Raw genomic sequence first — 18101 nt, forward strand, 5'->3', positions numbered from 1 at the left:
CCGTCACGGCGGCCAGTGTAGCCACGCGCCCCGACGAGTTTGAACGCCGATCAATTTCTTCGGAGGTTCGCCGCGACCTCTTGACAGTCCGATGTCGCCGTCCACATCTTGTATGGCGTTCAAACTTTCTTGTACGTCGTTCAAGGAAGTGCGCTCCGCCCGTCCCCCTCCGCCCGCGGTCAGCCGCCCGAATCCCGGGGAAGCACCCATGACGCACACCCCTGCCGACACACCGGACGGCGCCGCCGCGCCCCCGGCGCCCGCACCGGCCGCCGCCGCCCTGCCCGGCGCCCGGGACGACGGTGGTTCACCGGCGGCGCTCGCACGGGTCCTCGGTCCCGTCGGGGCCGTCCTGCTCACGCTGTCCTGCATCACGCCCGCCTCGTCGCTGTTCATCCTCGTCCCGGAGTTGTTCGCCGGGCAGGGCACGGGCGCTCCGCTCACCATCGCGGTGGGCATCGTCATCTCCGTGGCGGTGGGCGCCTGCTACGCCGAACTGGGCACGCTCACCCCCAGCTCCGGCGGCGAGTACGCCATGGTGGACGCGCTGCTGGGCCGGTTCCTGGGCTGGGTGACCTTCGCGATGACCATCGCCATGCTCGTGGTCATCCCGCCGGTGATCGCGCTCGGCACGGCCGACTACCTCGCCGACCTCGTGCGGGTGGACCCGCAGGTCGCCGGCTGCGCGGTCATGCTGGTGGCGATCGCGACGGCCGTGCTGGACGTGAAGTCCAACGCCCTGGTGACCGGGGCGTTCCTGGTCCTGGAGGTGGTGGCCGCCGCCGTGGTCGCCGTCCTCGGATTCGCCCACGCGCAGCGTTCCCCGTCGGTCCTCGTCCACCCCGAGGTCTCCCAGGCCACCGCCGGAGCACCGGCGTTCACGGCGGGACTGCTCGTCTCCGGGCTCGCCGCCGCGATGTTCGTGGTCAACGGCTTCGGCACGGCCTCCTATCTCGCGGAGGAGATCCACCGGCCGCGGCGCAACGTGGCCCGGGCCGTCTTCTGGTCGCTGTTCGTCGGCGCCGCCGTCATCGTCGTACCCGCCGTCGCGGCCGTGCTCGGCACCGGATCGACCGACGCGCTGTCCACCGCCACCTTCTCCGACCTGGTACGCGGCTGGGCGGGCGACACCACCGCCACGGTGATCGACCTGTGCGTCGCGCTGGCGATCCTCAACGCCGTCCTGGTGATGGTGCTGCAGAACGCCCGCGTCGTGTACGCCTCGGGCCGGGACCGCGCCTGGCCCGCACCGGTCAATCGGGCCCTGACCCGTCTGCACCCCCGGTTCGGCTCCCCCTGGGTCGCCACGCTCGCCATCAGCCTGCCCGGGGCCGCGCTGGCCTGCTTCGCCGACCTGTCGACCCTCTACGAGGCCACCGGCGCGATCCTCGCCGTGGTCTACGTGCTGCTCGCCCTGGCCGCGCTGGCCGCCCGCCGGGCACCCCTGCGCGGCCGCCCGGCCTGGCGGATGCCGCTGTGGCCGCTCGCGCCCGTCGTCGTCCTCGCCTCGGTCGGCTATGTGCTGTACCAGCAGGCCGGACGCGACCTCGCCATCACCGGCGGCGTGATCGCCGCCGCGGCCCTCTACTACGTCCTGTACCTGCGCCGGCATCCCCACGACCGCTGGCAGGTGGCGGCACCCGAGGCCGACGACTGACTCGTCCCGGCCCGCCGAGACACCTCTCTCCCCTCCCTTCCCGCACCCGACCGGAGAACAGATCGTGACGCCTCCCTCCCCCGCCCACCTGGTCCTGCGCAACGCCCGCATCCACACCGTGGACCCGGACCTTCCCTCGGCCGAGGCGCTCGCCGTCCGGGACGGCCGGATCGTCTGGCTCGGCCCGGACGCGGACGCCGCCCGGTGGACCGGCCCGCGAACCGAGGTGATCGACGCGGGCGGGCGGCGGGTGCTGCCCGGATTCGTGGACGCGCACAACCACGTCCGGCTGGGGTCGGACGCGGAGTGCGTGCAGCTGGCCGGCGCGCGCTCGATGGCCGAGGTCGCCGCCCGGATCTCCGCCTGGCGGGCCCGGCACCCCGGAGCCGGGTGGATCGAGGCGGAGGGCTTCGACTACTCCGTCCTGCCCGGCGGCCGGATGCCGCGCGCGAGCGACCTCGACGAACTGACCGGGGACACCCCCGCGTTCGTGCTCAGCTACGACGTGCACACGATGTGGCTCAACAGCGCCGCGCTGGCCGCCCTCGGCGTGACCCGCGACGCGCACACCCTGCCCTTCGGCGTGCCCGAGAAGGACCCGGCCACCGGCGAACCCACCGGCTTCGTCCGTGACTTCGCCGTCCGCGGCCTGTCGCGCGCGGGGCACCGGGCGCTGCGCGAGCTGGGCGTGCCCTGGGCCTCCCCCGACAGGCAGTACGGCCGGCTGCTGCGCAGCCTGGACGACGCGGTCCGCTTCGGCATCACCACCGTCGTCGAACCGCAGAACTCCCTGGACGACCTGGACCTGTTCGCCCGGGCGCGCAAGGAGGGACGCCTGCGCTCCCGGCTGGTGGCCGCGCTGTTCCATCCGCGCGGCACCACCGAGGCCGACCTGGACGCGTTCGCCGAGGCGGCCCGGCGCTTCGACGACGACCGCATGCGGGTGGGGCCGCTCAAGCTCTACATCGACGACGTCGTGGAGCCGCGCACGGCCGCGCTGCTGGAGCCGTACACGGGCTGTAGGCACCACCGCGGGGACACCTTCTACCCGCCGGAGGAGTTCGCCGAGCTGCTGACCCGGCTCGACGCCCGCGGGTTCCAGTGCTTCGTGCACGCCACCGGCGACCGCGGCATCCGCACGGTGCTGGACGCGGTGGCCCGGGCCCGCGCCGCGAACGGCCCCCGCGACGCCCGCCACCAGGTCGTGCACGTGGAGTGCTGCGACCCGGCGGACGTGCCACGCTTCGCCGAACTCGGCGTCGTGGCCTGCATGCAGCCGCGCCACTGCGCCCCCGAGATCGCCGGACCGGGCCAGGACTGGGCGCGCAACGTGGGCCCGGAGCGCTGGCACAAGGCGTGGCCGATGCGCAGCCTGCACCGGGCGGGGGCCACGCTGGCCTTCTCCAGCGACTGGAACGTCGCCGAGATGGACCCGATGGTGGGGCTGTACACGGCGGTGACCCGCCGGCCGCTGGGCGGGGGCGAGGCGTGGATGCCTCAGGAGACGGTGGACATGGAGACCGCCGTGCACGCGTACACCATGGGGTCGGCGTACGCCAACTTCCTGGAGGACGAGCGCGGTTCGCTCTCGGTCGGGAAGTTCGCCGATCTCGTCGTCCTCTCCCGTGACGTCCTCACCGTCGAACCGGAGGCCGTCCCGGGCACGGTGTGTGAACTCGTCATGGTGGGCGGGGAGGTCGTCCACCGCGCCTGAAACCCTGTCGGTGGTGCCGAAGTGATGGTCAGCGGGCCGCCGGACGGGTGATGATGTACGCCATGACGCATGAAGGCTCCTCCATCGACTCCACCAAGCCGAGCATCGCCCGGGTCTACGACTACCTGCTCGGCGGCAAGGACAACTACGCCGTGGACCGGGAGGTCGGTGACGTGTTCAAACGTGACCTTCCCGGTTCCGTGGCGATCGCCTATGCCAACCGTTCCGCCCTGACCCGGGCGGTGCGGGAGATCGTGACGGGGACCGACGTACGGCAGTTCATCGACCTGGGCAGCGGTCTTCCGACCGCCGACAACGTCCACCAGGTCGCGCAGCGGCACGACCCGCGGACGCGGGTCGTGTACGTGGACATCGACCCCCAGGTCCTCGTCCACGGACGGGCGCTGCTGGAGGAGAACGACCGGACACGGGTGGTCGCGGCCGACGTCCGCAGGCCCGAGGACATCCGCAACCACCCGGACACCGTGGAGCTGATCGACTTCGACCGGCCCGTGGCCGTGATGTTCAGCGCCATCCTCCACCACGTCAACGACGAGGAGGACCCGGCCGCGCTCGTGCGCTACTGGCGCGAGCAGGTGCCCTCCGGGAGCTACTTCTTCGTCAGCCACTTCCGCTCCGGCCACAACGCGGAGACGGAGGAGGCCGAGAAGGTCCTGCAGGAGACGTTCGGCCGCGGCCGGTGGCGGTCGGACGAGGAGATCGAGGCCCTGATGGAGGGCCTGGAGATCCTCGAGCCGGGCGTGGTGCCCGCGTCCCTGTGGCGCCCCGACGGCGTCGTGGACAGCCCGTGGAAGAACGAGGAGCCCGAACTCAGCGTCTGGGAGCGCCTGATCGCCGCCGGCCTCGCCCGCAAGGCGTAGCGGCTCCGGTGCCCACACGCCCCGGCGGACCTGTGGCCGTCGACGCCCGGCCCTGGTACGCCGCCAACGAACTGCTGGCCTTCCTCCTCGAACTGGCCGCTCTGTTCTGTCTGGGATGGTGGGGCTTCACCGTCGGCGGCACCCCGGCCACGGCCGCGCTGCTCGGTCTGGGGCTTCCCCTGGCGGCCGTCGTGCTCTGGGCTCTGTTCGCGGCGCCGAGGGCACGGCTGCGGCCACGGCTGCCGGTCGTGCTCGTGGTCAAGGCGGTGGTCCTCGGCGGCGGAGCTGCCGCGCTGTACGGGGTCGGACATCACCTCGCCGGTGCGGCCGGCGCCGTCGTCGTGATCGCCAACACGACGCTGGCGGAGTCCTTCCGCCGCCGCCCGCCGCTGCGCCCGGATCTCCGTGGCGGCGACCCGCCGCGTAACTCGGTGGCGCGTCAGGGCCCCGGCGGACGACCATGCGGGGATGAGTGACCGACCCGAGCGATGGACCGAGGCGACCGTCTACCCCGACATGTGGACGGACCCGGACGACGACCCCCGCAACAGCGAGGGCAACAGTCCGGACGGCGAACTGCCGACCCTCCAGGACTTCCTGACGAACTACCGGATCACCCTGCGCATGAAGTGCGAGGGCCTCGACCCCGAGCAGCTGGCCCGCCGGTCGGTGCCGCCGTCCACGATGTCCCTGCTCGGCCTGGTCCGGCACCTCGCCGAGGTGGAACGCGACTGGCGGAACTGGATCACCGACGGCGACCCCCTGCCCAAGCTGTACGGCGCGCGGGACGCCGACTTCGACGGGGCCGTCGCCGAGCAGTCCGTCGTCGACGCCGCGTTCGCCGACCTCGAACGCGAACAGGCGGCGACCGACGCCGCGCTGGCCGCCCATCCCGACCTCGGCGCGCGCGTGGGCAGGGAGAAGATCGCCGTGCGGGAGCTCCTGGTGCACCGGATCGAGGAGTACGCACGCCACTGCGGCCACGCCGACCTGCTGCGCGAGTGCGTGGACGGCCGGGTCGGCCAGTGACGGAGGCGAACGAGTCCCGGGCGGACGAGTCCCGGGCGCCCGCGTCCCCCCGGCGCGTCCTCGTCAGCGGCGCGTCGCGGGGCCTGGGCCGGGCGGTGGCGCAGGCGTTCGCCGCGGGCGGTGACCGCGTCGCGGTGCACTACGGTTCGCGGCCCGAGGAGGCCCGGCAGACCCTGGGCTCGCTCGCCGGCTCCGGGCACGTCCTGGTCGGCGGCGACCTCGCGGACCCCGCCGGGGCGGCGGCCGTGGTGGACACGGCGGTGGAGGGGCTCGGTGGCGTCGACGTCCTGGTCAACAACGCGGCGGTCAACATCCGCCATCCCCTGCCGGAGACCGGCTACGACGAGTGGGTGGCCGTCTGGCAGCGGCACGTGGCCGTGAACCTGCTGGGCACCGCGCACCTCAGCCACCTCGTGGCCCGTCGCATGATCGACCAGCAAACCGGCGGGCGCATCGTCAACGTCGGCTCCCGGGGTGCCTTCCGCGGCGAACCGGACCACCCGGCCTACGGCGCGACGAAGGCCGCGGTGCACGCGCTGGGCCAGTCGCTCGCCGTGTCGCTGGCCCCGTACGGCATCGGCGTGGCCTCGGTCGCGCCGGGCTTCTTCGCCACGGAGCGGGTCGCCCCGCGCCTCGAAGGCGCCGAGGGGGACGCCATCCGGGCCCAGAGTCCCTTCGGCCGCGTCGCCACGCCCCAGGAGATCGCCGAGGCCGTCGTGTGGCTGGCCTCCCCGGCCGCCGAGTGGGCCTCGGGCACGATCCTCGACCTGAACGGGGCGTCGTATCTGCGCACCTGAGGCATTCCCTCCGTCTCCCCTGCCGCCGCCGTGGCAGGGGAGGCGCGCATGCGCGAGGGCGGCCGGCGCGCAATGTCCGCGCCGGCCGCCCTCGTCGTTGCCTACTCGTCTCGTGCCCGAGTGCCGAGTGCCCAAGTGCCCGAATGATCCGGGGCGAGTGCCCTGGTGCCTCAGACCAGTTCGGGCTGGGGTCGCGGCTGATTCGCCCAGACCGCCTTCGGTTCCCACATTCTCGCGGTCCGCGCGTAGCCGTAGACCACCGAGGCCATCAGCAGCAGCAGAAGCGGTCCGAAGAACCACGGGTGACGGGCCATCGGCATCGGCAGAAAGCGATAGGACACCAGCAGGGCGGTGAATACCGCCGTTCCGTAGGCGACCAGCAGAATTCCGGACCGTTCCCAGCCCCGGTCGAAGGAGCGCAGCGCCGCCTCGATCGTGAAGGTGAACACCACCCCGGCGACGAGATCAACGCCGTAGTGATAGCCGAATCCGAGCGTCGCGGTGAGCGTGGCGAACAGCCAGAACGTCCCCGCCCAGCGCAGAATGCGCGGACCGGTGCGGGAATGCAGGAAGATCGCGGTCGCCCATGCCGTGTGCAGGCTGGGCATGCAGTTGCGCGGGGTGATCTCGTCGTAGGCCATCAAGTGCGGGGTGCCGACCGGCGGCGGGGTGTGCGGCCACAGGTCCGCCACCGCCCAGTGCAGGCCGCCCGTGCCGAACGCGCCGTCACCGTAGGCGAAGATCGGCCCCACCGTCGGGAAGATCATGTAGATGCCCGGCCCGACGAGTCCGATGACCAGGAAGGTGCGCACCAGGTGGTGGCGCGGGAAGCGGCGCTCCCGGGCGACGTGCCGGAGCTGGTAGAGCGCGACGACGACCGCGGCCACCGCGAGCTGCACATAGACGTAGTCGAGCACATGGGCGCCGATCGGACCGGTCGCCTCGACCATCCTGCCGACCAGCCAGGACGGGTCGCCCAGCGCGTGGTCGGCCAGGGCCACGTACTGGTCGAGCACCATGGGGCGCGTCTTCGACGTGATCAGCAGCCAGGCGTCCCCTGTCTTGCGGCCGGTCACCAGCAGCAGGCCGAGCCCGACGCCCTGGAGCAGCAGGAGGCGTTCCCGGCCGGTGCGGCGGGTGAGCGCGACGACCCCGCCGCCCAGGACGACCCACAGCGCGCCGTTGCCGAAGAGGTGGCCGTCGGTGACCTGGTGGCCGGACGCCCACCGCACCAGCCAGATGACCACGTCGATGCCGACGGCGGCCCCCAGCGCGATGAATCGTTCACGCCAGGTGAGCACCACCATCATCAAGGCCATACCGGCGTACAGCAGGGGCCCGGATTTCGGCGCGCATATCACCTCGCGCGCCTGGCTGGTGATCGGCCCCGGCTCGCCATAATGCCGCGCGGCGATCTCCAGCGCGACCAGGAAGGCCAGGACCACGGCTCCCACCGCGGCCCACATCATTCTTTTGTCTTGTCGCGAAAGCAGCCGCGATGGTCTGGATATCAATTTGTTTCAGCCGATTTGTCAGATATAAGGACGATCCCTTTAAGTTCGATCATGTTAGCCGAGTGAATGGCATTCGAACCCCGTGCGACGGGAGTTCGGCTTGTTCCCCTCGTCACGTCGCCGGGAGGCGGGCACCCGGCGGGGCGGCCGGACGGGGCCAGTGACAAGATCACTTCCTCAACGTCCCACCGAACCAAGGGAAACGAAGCACACGATGCGAAGACTCTGCCTTCTCCTGATGGCCGTCCTGGCCGCGGTCACCGGTGTGGTGGCCCTGCCGGCCACGTCCGCGCTCGCCGCCTCGACACCGCCGTCGTCCACCGGTCAGCGCTGGGCGCTGAAGGTGAACGGCCTGTATGTCGCCGCCGAAGTGAACGACTCCGGTGACCAGAAGGGCGAACTCAGGGCCCGGTCGACGTCCGTGGGCAGCTGGGAGACCTTTACCCTGCACACCGACGCCGTCGACGGCGTGGGGTACGGCACGACCGTCACGCTGCGGAACGAGGAGAACGGTCTCTACGTCACCTCCGAGCTCGGCGCCACGGGGGCCCAGCAGGGCATGCTGCGCGCCCGGGGCACCAACACCGGCTCCTGGGAACGCTTCTCGGTCGTCCCACAGGGCAACGGCCAGTACGCGCTGAAGTCCGCCGCCAACGGCCTGTACGTGTCGGCCGAGTTCGGCTACTCCGGCAGCGACCAGGGGCTGCTGCGCGCCCGTTCCACCTCCGTCGGCGCCTGGGAGCGTTTCACCTTCGAGAAGGTCGGCGGCACCGGCAGCACGACGGCGCCCCCGGAGTCGGCCGTGACCGCCTCCGGCCGCCAGGACATCGCCTCGTGGAACGTGTGCGCCAACAACAACCCGAGCACCGCGTGCACGCTCCGGTTCGCCGACGCGGACACCGTCGCCACCGACGTCGCCGCCGCCCTGGCGCCCGCCCCGTCCGGCCGGCTCGGCCACCGGCCCGACGCGATCTTCTTCCAGGAGATCTGCGAGAAGGCGGTCAAGCCGCTGGAACTGGAGCTGGAGAGCCGGCTCGGCGGCGCCTGGGACGTCCGGTTCGCGCCGACGTACTTCAAGGTCGTCGACGCGGACGGGACGACGGATCCCCTGCTCATGGCCCAGAAGACCTGCGCCGACAGCACCAGCGGCGTGGACCGGGGCTCCTTCGGCATCGCGCTGGCGGTCAAGGACACCAACGTCTGGTACCGCGGCTACACGCTGCCCTCCCCCGACCGCAAGGAACAGCGGCCGGCGCTGTGCGCCACCGTCCCCGACGCCGGGACGGTGTACTGCAACGCCCACTTCAGCAGCGGCTCCTACTACGACGCCGACGGCCACCAGGCCGGTGACGACCCGGACGCCGTCTACCGCCCCCGGCAGGCCGCCGCGCTGCGCTCCCTCGTGGACGACCTGCAGTCCCACGGCTACACGGCCTTCTACGGCGGTGACCTGAACACCACCACGGCGGACGTCGCCGTCCTGGACGGCCTGTACACCGGTCACCAGGAGTGCGGTCAGGCCACCCCCGACGCGCCGCACACCGGCGCGCCCACGGACGGCACCAACAAGATCGACTACCTCTTCGGTCCGGCCGGCCCGGCGTACGGCTGCGAGGTCGTCGACCCCGCGCTGTCGGACCACCGGGTCCTCCACGCCACGGTCACCTTCTGAGCCGTCGCCCCTCCCGCGGGGGCACGGGCGGCGGCGCCCGCGAGTGTCAGAGCGCCGCCGCCGGATAGCGGACGAAGAGGATGCCGTACGCGTCGCCGTGCGGCGCGCTGTAGAGGTGCGGGGTGTCGGCCCGCCAGCACACGGACGCGCCCGGCCCGACGGTGCTGGGCGCGTCCGGGTCGCCCACGACGGCCGTACCACTGAGGATCACGAGCGTCTCGCTCGTGCCCGCCACGTGCGCGGCGGACTCCTGGGTGGCCCCGGCGGCGATGGTGATGCGGAAGACGTCGGTGACCGCGTCGTCGTCCTCGTGGCGTTCGACGAGGACGGCGGTGACGGCGCTGCCGGAGACGGCGCCCTCGTGCTGCCCGGGGTGCGGCGGGTCGTCGCTGAGGACCGCGCCGAGCGGCTGGTTGAGCGCCGTCGTCAGCGCGTAGAGGGTCTCCAGGGTCGGGTTGCGGGTGCCGCTCTCCAGCTCCGAGAGGGTGCCCTTGCCGACGCCGGAGCGCCGGGCCAGCTCCGAGAGCGACAGTCCCCGCATCGTGCGCAGCGCGCGGAGTCTGCGCCCCACTTCGTCGTTCAGCCCCATCGCCGGTTCGCACTCCCGCTGTCGCCTGCCGTGGTTGACGGGTCTCGGCCCCGCTCTTTAGTGTTCCACATACAGAACGTTCCGTTTACGGAACGATCGTGCCGCCTCGTCGCCTCGGAAAAGTTGACCGCCATGACCTCCCTCACCAGCCGCATACGCGCGGCCGCCCCGCCGTCCGCCGTGGCCGCCGGGCTGATCGCCGTCACGGTGGGCGTCACCAGTTCGGCCGCGCTCGTGTTCACCGCCGCGAAGACCGCGGGGGCCGGCCCCCGGGAGATCGGTTCGTGGATGCTGGCGCTCGGCGTCGGGCTGGCCGTCACCTGCGTCGGGCTCTCCCTGCGGTACCGCGCGCCGGTCGTCACCGCCTGGTCGACGCCGGGCGCGGCGCTGCTGTCCACCAGCCTGACCGGCGTGCCGATGGGGCAGGCCGTCGGCGCGTTCGTCTTCTCGGCGCTGCTGGTCCTGGTGACCGGCGTGACCGGGTGGTTCGCCCGCGCCATGAACCGCATCCCGGTGCCGCTGGCCGCGGCGCTGCTCGCCGGGGTGCTGCTGCGTTTCGGCACCGGTCTGTTCAGCACGATGAAGGGGAACTTCGCGATCGCGTTCCCGGTGTTCGCGCTCTACCTCCTGGCCCGCCGGTTCGCCGCGCGGTACGCGGTGCTCGTCGCGCTCGCCGGCGGTGTCGTCGCCTCGGTCGTCGCGGGCGGCTGGCACGTCGACGCGCTGCGCGTCTCGGCGGCCACGCCGGTCTTCACCGCCCCGGACCTCGACTGGAAGGTACTGGTCAGCGTCGGCGTTCCGCTGTTCGTCGTCACGATGGCCTCGCAGAACCTGCCCGGGGTCGCCGTCCTGCGCGGCTCGGGCTACGACGTGCCCGTGTCCCCGCTGATGACGTGGACCGGCGCGGTCAACGTCGTGCTCGCCCCGTTCGGCGCGTTCGGGCTGAACCTGTCCTCGATCACCGCCGCGATCTGCACCGGCGAGGAGGCGCACCCGGACCGCACCAAGCGGTACGTCGCGGCCGTGTGGGCCGGGATCTTCTACCTCTGCGTCGGCGTCTTCGGGGCGACGGTCGCCTCGCTGCTCACGGCGATGCCGCACGCGCTGGTGCTGGCGATCGCGGGCGTCGGCCTGCTGGCGACGATCGAGAACTCCCTGGCGACGGCCCTGTCCGAGAAGTCCTCCCGCGAGGCAGCCGTCGTCACGTTCCTCGCCACCGCGTCGGGCGTCACCATCTGGGGCATCGGCCCGGCCTTCTGGGGCCTGCTCGCGGGAGCCCTGACGAGCCTGGTCGCCGGCGCGGGCCGGCGCGGCGGACGCACCCCGCAACAGCCCGCACCCCCGACGGCCCCGAGCCCCCAGGAACCGGCGACCACCCCGCCGAACAGGATCCCCGCGACGAAACGACCGTCGTAACACCGCACGCCCGCAGTCACGTTGACGGCTGCGCGCCGTCGGAACCCACCCCGGCGCCGTGCCGGGGCCTCGCGCGGCCGGTAGTGGGGCGGGTCAGGCCCTTTGCACCGCGTTGAGCAGCGGCTCGTCTGTTGCGAAGCGGTGGACCTGGGTGGTGATGAGGCGTTCCGCGCGGGGGCGGAAGGACGCCGAGCCGCCGGCCACGTGCGGGGTGAGGAGGACGCCGGGGGCGTGGCGCAGGCGGTGGTCGGCGGGGAGGGGCTCGGGGTCGGTGACGTCGAGGGCCGCGCGCAGGCGTCCCGTGGCGGTCTCGGCGAGGAGGGCCGCGGTGTCGAGGGTGCGGCCGCGGCCGACGTTGACGACGAGGGCGCCGTCGGGCAGCGCGGCGAGTTCCGCGGCGCCGAACAGGCCGGTGGTGGCGGGGTTCTCCGGCAGGACGAGGACCACGATGTCGGTCTCGGGCAGCAGCCGGGGCAGGTCGGTGACGGCGTGGACCCCTTCGCCGGGCCGGGCGCGCCGGGCGACGCGGGTGACGTGGGCCTCGCAGGTCAGCAGCCGCTGTTCGAGGGCGGCGCCGATGGAGCCGTAGCCGACGATCGTGACGCGGGCGTCGGCGAGGGAGCGGGTGAAGTGGGGCTGCCAGCGCCCGGCGTGCTGGTCGGCGACCCACTGGGGCAGGTCGCGCTGGGCGGCGAGGATCAGACCGAGGGCGTGTTCCGCGGTGGACGCGTCGTGCAGTCCGCGCCCGTTGTGCAGGGCGACGTGCGGCGGCAGCAGCGGAAGCAGTTTCTCCACCCCCGCGCTGAGCGACTGCACGGCGCGCAGTCGCGGCAGCCGAGGCAGGAGGCGTACGGCGTCGGGGACGGCGTAGGGCATGACCCACAGGCCGATGTCCGCGAGCACGGCGTCGGACGGTTCGCTGCCCGGGGTCACGCCGTCCCAGACGTGGACGTCGACGCCCTGCGGCCAGGCGCCGTGGCGCCGGTCGAGGTCGGGCCACGGGACGAGGACTCCGGTGGCGGTGTGGTGCAGGCCTCTGGTCAACGCGCTCTCCTTCTCGTAGCGTGCTTTCCGTCCAGTGAAACACTTTCCATCACACGGAAAACAGGGGGTGTGGGATGACAGCGACGTCACCCGTCACCGAGACCGCCGCCGCCCCGGGCGCGGCCACCGCCCTGTGGCGGACCGCCCGCGCCCGGTACCTGGTGCCGGTCGCCTTCGTCACGTACTCGCTCGCCTATCTCGACAAGTCCAACTACGCGATCGCCTCGGCCGGCGGCATGGCCGAGGAGCTGCATCTGTCGGCGGGCGCCGACTCGCTGGTGGCGGCGTCGTTCTTCCTCGGCTACTTCTTCTTCCAGATCCCGGGCACCATCTACGCCGAACAGCGCAGCGCCCGCCGCCTGGTGGCCTGGTCGACGGTGGCCTGGGGACTGCTCGCGGTGGTGCAGGGCCTGCTGAGCAGCCCGGGCCAGCTGATCGCGGTGCGGTTCGCCCTGGGCGTCGTCGAGGGCGCGGTGCTGCCGTCGATGGTGATGCTGCTGACCCGCTGGTTCACCCGCGCCGAGCGCGGGCGGGCCAACACCCTGCTGATCCTCGGCAACCCGGTCACGGTGATGTGGCTGTCGGCGGTGTCGGGCTGGCTGGTGTCGGTGTCCGACTGGCGGGTGATGTTCGTCGCCGAGGGTGTGCCGTCGGTGCTGTGGGGCCTGTGCTGCCTGCGCCTGATCAAGGACCGCCCGGAGCAGGCGGCCCGGGTGCCGCAGGACGAACTGCGGCTGCTGGAGGCCGACCTGGCCGCCGAGCGCGCGGCCGCGCCCGCCGTGGCCGGCACCCTGCGCGAGCGCTACGGCCGGGTGCTGCGCACCCCCGCCGTGCTGGCCATGGCCGCGCAGTACTTCTTCTGGTCGTTCGGCATGTACGGCTTCGTCTTCTGGCTCCCGGCGATCATCAAGAAGGGCTCCGGCGAGGGCATCGGCGCCACCGGGCTGCTCACCGCGGTGCCCTACGCCTGCGCCGCCGTGGCGATGCTGGTCAACTCCCGTCTGTCCGACCGCAGCGGCCGTCGCCGGATCGCGGTATGGCCGTGGCTGACAGCGGGCTCCCTGGCGCTGGTCGGGTCGTACGCGGCCGCCGGCCACTTCCCGCTCGCGTTGACCCTGCTGGTGGTGGCGGGCCTGTGCCTGTACGCGCCCTACGGCCCGTACTTCGCGCTGGTCAGCGCGCTGGCGCCGCCCGGGGTGTCGGGGGCGGCCGTGGCGCTGGTCAACTCGCTCGGCGCGCTGGGCTCGTTCGCCGGCACCTACCTCGTCGGCTGGATCCGCGGCACCGCGTTCGGCGACGCGGGGGCGTTCGGCCTGATGGCGGCGTGCACGCTGCTCTCGGCGGCGCTGACCCTGACCGTACGCGAGCCCGCGGCCGCCCGGCCGGTGCGGGTACGGTGATCCACACGGCGGTGGCCGGCTCAGCGGCCGGCCACCGCGGCCGTCCCCCGCAGCGAAGCGCGCACGAAAGGCACGACGCGGTGACCACACCATCCGGCGACGACATGCTGGGCCGGGGCCTGCGGCTGCTGTCCGTGCTGGCCGACCACCCCGGCGGCCTCGGCGTCAGCGCCGCCGCCCGCGCCGCCCGGCTCCCCGTCAGCAGCGCCCACCGGCTGCTCAACCGGCTCGTCGAGGAACGCTTCGCCACCTACGACGAGGACGCCCGCCGGTACGCCCTCGGCGCCCGCGTCCTGGAACTGTCCCGCGGCTTCCAGCGCTCCCCCGCCGGCTACTCGGCCGCCGCCGCGCCCATGCGCCGGCTGGCCGCCCGCACCGGGCTGCCCGCCATCGCCGGGATCCTGCACGAGTCCGACGTGCTGCTCGTCCTGACCGTGCAGGGCACCCAGCACCTGCAGCTGCGCAGCGCCGAGGGCACCCGCAACCCCTGGAACGCGACCTCGCTCGGCAAGGCCCTGGTCGCCGCCCTGCCGGAGCCGGCACGGGAACGGCTGCTCGCCGGGCCCCTGCCGGCGGTGACCGCCCGGACGACGACCGACCCGGACGCCCTGCGCGCGGAACTCGCCGAGATCCGCGCCCGGGGCTGGGCCGAGGTCGACGAGGAGAACGAGGTCGGCGTCCGCTCCGTCGCCGCGGCCCTCCCCCACCCGGAGGACCGGGCGCCCGCCCTCGCCGTGTCCCTCGCCGCGACGGTCATCCTCACCACACCGGACGAACTGCGCGGGCACGTCCCCGCGTTGCGCGAGTGCGTCGAGGACATCGCGGCCCGCATGGACCAGGGCCAGTGAGCGACCGGGGACCGAAGGCACCGGACCGTTCGAACGATTCAGCGTGGCGACAGGGCGGGGTCGCGGGTCGGTGACGGGGGTCAGTTCGTCACGAGATACACGGACTCCTCGGCGTGCGCGGAGACCCCGGCGCCGATGCGCGCGCCGCACGGCCCGCAGCAGTGGACGGACAGTTCCTCGATGCGCCGGTGCAGCGCCACCACGATGAGGACGGGCTCGCACTGCAGGAAGTCGCTCACCAGGAAGAGCGCTTCCTTCGGGTGGACGCCGAGGCCCGTGAGCGCGCGCACGAGCGCCACCCCGTCGCCCAGGAAGCGCAGCACCGTGTCGGTGGGGCGCCGACAGGCGACGCACGGGCTGTTCATCGCTCTCACCTCGCCTGACCGGTCGTCATGGGCCCGGTCGCGCGAAAAGCCTGCACATCAGCCTAAACCGTACTTAAGAGTAAGAAGACGGGTACTTTTCCTTTCACTCAGGGCGACCAGAGCGCTACGGCCCGCACCCAGGGTGCCCGCACCGCGTGCAGTACCGAGTGCCGCGCCTCCGGGGCCCAGTCCCCTGGGGTCGGGAGTGACGGGGTCGGGAGTGACACCTGGCCGCTCGCATGCGCTGAAGAGGGGGGAGCACTCCCTTCCCCGTTCCCGGCACGACGGCCAACGGACCCATTTTTGGCAATCGTTACCTATGTCAGAGTCTAAAGTCGCCGTAAACATCTGGGACTCGACGGGGTGACGGGAGTACGTTTCCGGCGCTCGGCAGTGGGAGATCACGAGCGGCCGTAGGGGCGGCCGCCCCCTGCTCCGAAGAAGCCGGAGACAGTGCATGCGTGTGAGTTCCGCACGGCGCAGACCGCGCCGCGACGCGGAGAGCGGTGGCAGACCGGCACTCGCGGTCGTCGCCGCCGCACTCCTGATAGCGGGGACCGTACCCGTCGCCGCCTACGGAGTGGACGCCGACTCGGGCACCGGCCGCCACGAGGTGGCGGGCGAGGAGTCCCACGAACTGATGGAGTCCCTCGACGCGTTCGACGAGCCGAGGCTCTCCCCCGGCGACCGGATCGCGCCGGGCGCGTACGCCGGTGCCTGGGCCCACATCAAGAACATGCCGGTGAAGGCGGCCGGCTGGAGCGAGGTCACCACCGCGCCGTACAACGAGGACGCGCTGCACTACCGCGACCGTTCCGCCTCCAACTCCGGTGGCGGTGCGGGCCATTCCGCGGGCCGTATCGCCGCCCTGGCCACCGACCCGGCGCACCGGGGCGTGGTGTACGCGGGAGCCGCCGGCGGCGGTGTGTTCCGCTCCACCGACGACGGCAGGACCTGGACGCCGATCGCCGACCGGCTGCCCGCCCTGTCCGTGGGCGCCCTCGCGGTCGCGCCCGACGGAGCGCTGTGGCTCGCCACCGGCGAGGCCACCACCGCCTCCGACAACTACCTGGGCAGCGGCGTGTACCGGCTCGCGAACCCGGTCACGGGCACGTTCGCGGAGAGCGACAAGGTGGGCGGCACGGAGCTGGACTCCAGCTCGATCCACACCCTCACCTTCGACCAGGCCGCCGGGTACGTCTTCGCGGCCTCCTCGCACGGCGTCTTCCGGCGCCCGCTGACCGCCGGGGCCACCACCGCCTGGACGAAGGTCCTCGCCCCGTGCGCCGGCGTCGGCATCGGCGGCGTGGCCTGCGGCGTGAACGCCGCGTACGCGGACATCGCCAACGACATCGCCGTCCAGCCCGGCACCGGCGGCCGGAAGCTGCTCGCCAACGTGGCGTGGCGCAGCGGCGCCGCCTACAACGGCTTCTACTACTCCGACGACGCCGGCACCACCTGGAAGCGCGCCAATCCGACCGGCGCGATCAACCCGGCCGAGATCGGCAACGCGGCCTTCGCCTACGCGGCCGACGGCAGCAGGCTGTACGTCTCGATGGAGTCCCCGAAGCTGCTGAACAAGTCCTCCGGGTCCGGTGTGTACTCGGTCCTCGCGGGCGTGTACGTCAGCCGCAGCGGCGACGCCGGCGGCCCGTTCCAGCAGCTCGCGACCTCCTCGTCCCTGTCGGCGTCCGGCTCCGCGATGAAGATCAAGGAGATCGGCAGCGGCTACCAGCCCGGCTCCCAGGCCTGGTACGACCAGGTCATCGCGGTGGACCCGGCCGACCCCGACCACGTCTACCTCGGCCTGGAGGAGATGTTCGAGTCCCGCGACGGCGGCGCGACCTGGAAGTCGGTCGGCCGGTACTGGGACTTCGGGATGCCGTGCTTCTCCTACGACCCGGCCGAGAACACCTGCGACGGCGACGTGATGCACTCCGACCAGCACGCCCTCGCCATCTCCCGGTGGCCGGGCACCACCCCGGAGGTGTTCGTCGGCAACGACGGCGGCGCCTACGCCCGCCCGACGACACAGACCGCCGCCGGCTGGCGCAACCTCAACGAGTCGGGCACGCTGCGCACCCTGCAGTACTACTCGGTGCGGGCCGGCAGGATGACCGACGGCAGCGGCGACGCCGTCTGGGGCGGCCTGCAGGACAACGGCGTCTCGCTGCTCGCGCCCCGGGGCGCCACCTACCAGGGCGCGCCGCTCGCCCCGGACGGCGAGATGGTGTCCCCCTTCGGTGGTGACGGCGGCGACCAGCTGGTCAACCCGGCCAACGGCTGCCAGACCGTCGGCGAGTACGTCGACCTCGCGCTGCAGATCACGAACAACTGCGGCTACACCGCGAGCGACGACGGCGCCGAGGACGTGATCACCGACATCGCGCCCGGCGACCCGGGGGCCCGCTTCATCGCCCCGTTCGGCGCCGACGAGACCGACCCCGACGGCCTGTGGGTCGCGGGCGGGCAGTACGTGTGGGGCAACACGAAGACCTGGCACAGCACCTCCGGAGCGGACTGGACCAAGCTGTACGACCTCGGCGCCGGCCGCTCCGCCTCCGCGGTCACCAGCCGGGGCCATGTCGTCTGGGCGGCCTGGTGCGGCACCTGCTCCGCCGTCGACGGGACGTTCGGGCGCGGCATCGCCACCAACCAGGGCGGCACCTGGCACCAGGTGAGCCTGCCCGCCGCCTTCCCGAACCGCTACATCTCCGGGCTGACCATCGACCCGTCCGACGCCTCCGGCAGGACGGTCTACGCCGTCGTCAACGGCTTCTCCCGGCACTGGAACGAGGGCCCCGGCGCCGGCTACGGCCATGTGTGGCGGACCACCGACGGCGGCGCGACCTGGACGGACGTCAGCGGTGACCCGGCGGCCACGGACTCCTTCCCGGACGCCCCGGCCAACGCGGCGCTGATCACCCGGGACGGCACGCTGGTGGTCGCCACCGACCTGGGCGTGTTCACCAGCACGGCGGCGGGCCACTGGGCGCGCCTGGGCACGAACCTGCCCACCGCGCCGGCGGTCTACCTCTCGCCGAGCCCCGACGGCGGCCAGGTGTACGTCGCCACGCACGGCCGCGGCATCTGGAAGACTCCGACGCCGTGACCCGCCCGGCCTGACCTGGAGAGGCAGCTCCACCGAGGCCCCCGGACCGCTCAGGGTCCGGGG

General features: G+C 72.8%; 15 protein-coding genes. 11 read left to right on the forward strand and 4 right to left on the reverse strand.

The window, feature by feature from the left end; all coding sequences use genetic code 11:
• Nucleotides 1–208 precede the first annotated feature (208 nt).
• From ACF1AL_RS35140 to ACF1AL_RS35165, 6 genes are all read left to right on the forward strand, one after another.
• Nucleotides 209–1657, forward strand: coding sequence for an APC family permease (locus tag ACF1AL_RS35140; protein ID WP_391777717.1), 1449 nt, complete (start codon nt 209–211; stop codon nt 1655–1657).
• 64 nt (nt 1658–1721) lie between these two features.
• Nucleotides 1722–3371: an amidohydrolase gene (locus ACF1AL_RS35145; RefSeq protein WP_391777716.1), complete on the forward strand. Its 1650-nt coding sequence runs from the start codon at nt 1722–1724 to the stop codon at nt 3369–3371.
• Nucleotides 3372–3433: 62 nt separating this feature from the next.
• Nucleotides 3434–4252, forward strand: coding sequence for an SAM-dependent methyltransferase (locus ACF1AL_RS35150; RefSeq protein WP_384205147.1), 819 nt, complete (start codon nt 3434–3436; stop codon nt 4250–4252).
• Nucleotides 4253–4260: 8 nt separating this feature from the next.
• The gene (locus ACF1AL_RS35155; protein ID WP_391777715.1) at nt 4261–4728 is read left to right on the forward strand and encodes a YrdB family protein; all 468 of its coding nucleotides are present in this window, start codon (nt 4261–4263) and stop codon (nt 4726–4728) included.
• The gene (locus ACF1AL_RS35160) at nt 4721–5281 is read left to right on the forward strand and encodes a DinB family protein (RefSeq protein ID WP_391777714.1); all 561 of its coding nucleotides are present in this window, start codon (nt 4721–4723) and stop codon (nt 5279–5281) included. The genes ACF1AL_RS35155 and ACF1AL_RS35160 overlap by 8 nt, the downstream gene beginning before the upstream one ends.
• Entirely contained in the window at nt 5278–6078 is an 801-nt protein-coding gene (locus ACF1AL_RS35165) for an SDR family NAD(P)-dependent oxidoreductase (protein WP_391658360.1), read from the forward strand. Before ACF1AL_RS35160 ends, ACF1AL_RS35165 begins: the two co-directional genes overlap by 4 nt.
• Nucleotides 6079–6248: 170 nt before the next feature.
• Here ACF1AL_RS35165 and ACF1AL_RS35170 read toward each other — a convergent pair whose 3' ends face one another.
• Nucleotides 6249–7547: a phosphatase PAP2 family protein gene (locus tag ACF1AL_RS35170; RefSeq protein ID WP_391777713.1), complete on the reverse strand. Its 1299-nt coding sequence runs from the start codon at nt 7545–7547 to the stop codon at nt 6249–6251.
• A 259-nt stretch (nt 7548–7806) separates the two neighbouring features.
• Here ACF1AL_RS35170 and ACF1AL_RS35175 point away from each other — a divergent pair, with 259 nt between their 5' ends.
• Complete coding sequence (locus ACF1AL_RS35175; RefSeq protein WP_391777712.1) at nt 7807–9264, forward strand: endonuclease/exonuclease/phosphatase family protein; 1458 nt, start codon at nt 7807–7809, stop codon at nt 9262–9264.
• A gap of 46 nt (nt 9265–9310) precedes the next feature.
• On the opposite strand, the gene ACF1AL_RS35180 is transcribed toward ACF1AL_RS35175, so the two are convergent.
• A complete protein-coding gene (locus ACF1AL_RS35180; RefSeq protein WP_366837449.1) occupies nt 9311–9853 on the reverse strand; it encodes an XRE family transcriptional regulator in 543 nt (180 codons plus the stop codon).
• A gap of 132 nt (nt 9854–9985) precedes the next feature.
• On the opposite strand from ACF1AL_RS35180, the gene ACF1AL_RS35185 reads away from it, so the two are divergent.
• Nucleotides 9986–11269 carry a benzoate/H(+) symporter BenE family transporter gene (locus ACF1AL_RS35185; RefSeq protein ID WP_391777711.1) on the forward strand — a complete coding sequence of 428 codons (1284 nt, stop codon included), beginning with the start codon at nt 9986–9988 and terminating at the stop codon, nt 11267–11269.
• Between the two features lie 93 nt (nt 11270–11362).
• On the opposite strand, the gene ACF1AL_RS35190 is transcribed toward ACF1AL_RS35185, so the two are convergent.
• Complete coding sequence (locus ACF1AL_RS35190; protein WP_391777710.1) at nt 11363–12313, reverse strand: 2-hydroxyacid dehydrogenase; 951 nt, start codon at nt 12311–12313, stop codon at nt 11363–11365.
• 74 nt (nt 12314–12387) lie between these two features.
• Here ACF1AL_RS35190 and ACF1AL_RS35195 point away from each other — a divergent pair, with 74 nt between their 5' ends.
• Together ACF1AL_RS35195 and ACF1AL_RS35200 are read left to right on the forward strand one after the other, a co-directional pair.
• Nucleotides 12388–13713 carry an MFS transporter gene (locus tag ACF1AL_RS35195; protein WP_391698640.1) on the forward strand — a complete coding sequence of 442 codons (1326 nt, stop codon included), beginning with the start codon at nt 12388–12390 and terminating at the stop codon, nt 13711–13713.
• 80 nt (nt 13714–13793) lie between these two features.
• Nucleotides 13794–14561 carry an IclR family transcriptional regulator gene (locus ACF1AL_RS35200; protein ID WP_366837445.1) on the forward strand — a complete coding sequence of 256 codons (768 nt, stop codon included), beginning with the start codon at nt 13794–13796 and terminating at the stop codon, nt 14559–14561.
• Nucleotides 14562–14641: 80 nt separating this feature from the next.
• On the opposite strand, the gene ACF1AL_RS35205 is transcribed toward ACF1AL_RS35200, so the two are convergent.
• Entirely contained in the window at nt 14642–14926 is a 285-nt protein-coding gene (locus ACF1AL_RS35205) for a hypothetical protein (RefSeq protein WP_366837444.1), read from the reverse strand.
• A 463-nt stretch (nt 14927–15389) separates the two neighbouring features.
• On the opposite strand from ACF1AL_RS35205, the gene ACF1AL_RS35210 reads away from it, so the two are divergent.
• Nucleotides 15390–18038 carry a WD40/YVTN/BNR-like repeat-containing protein gene (locus ACF1AL_RS35210; protein ID WP_386584681.1) on the forward strand — a complete coding sequence of 883 codons (2649 nt, stop codon included), beginning with the start codon at nt 15390–15392 and terminating at the stop codon, nt 18036–18038.
• The last annotated feature ends 63 nt before the right edge of the window (nt 18039–18101 follow it).

The organism is Streptomyces sp. NPDC014801 (assembly GCF_043082085.1).
Lineage (GTDB): Bacteria > Actinomycetota > Actinomycetes > Streptomycetales > Streptomycetaceae > Streptomyces.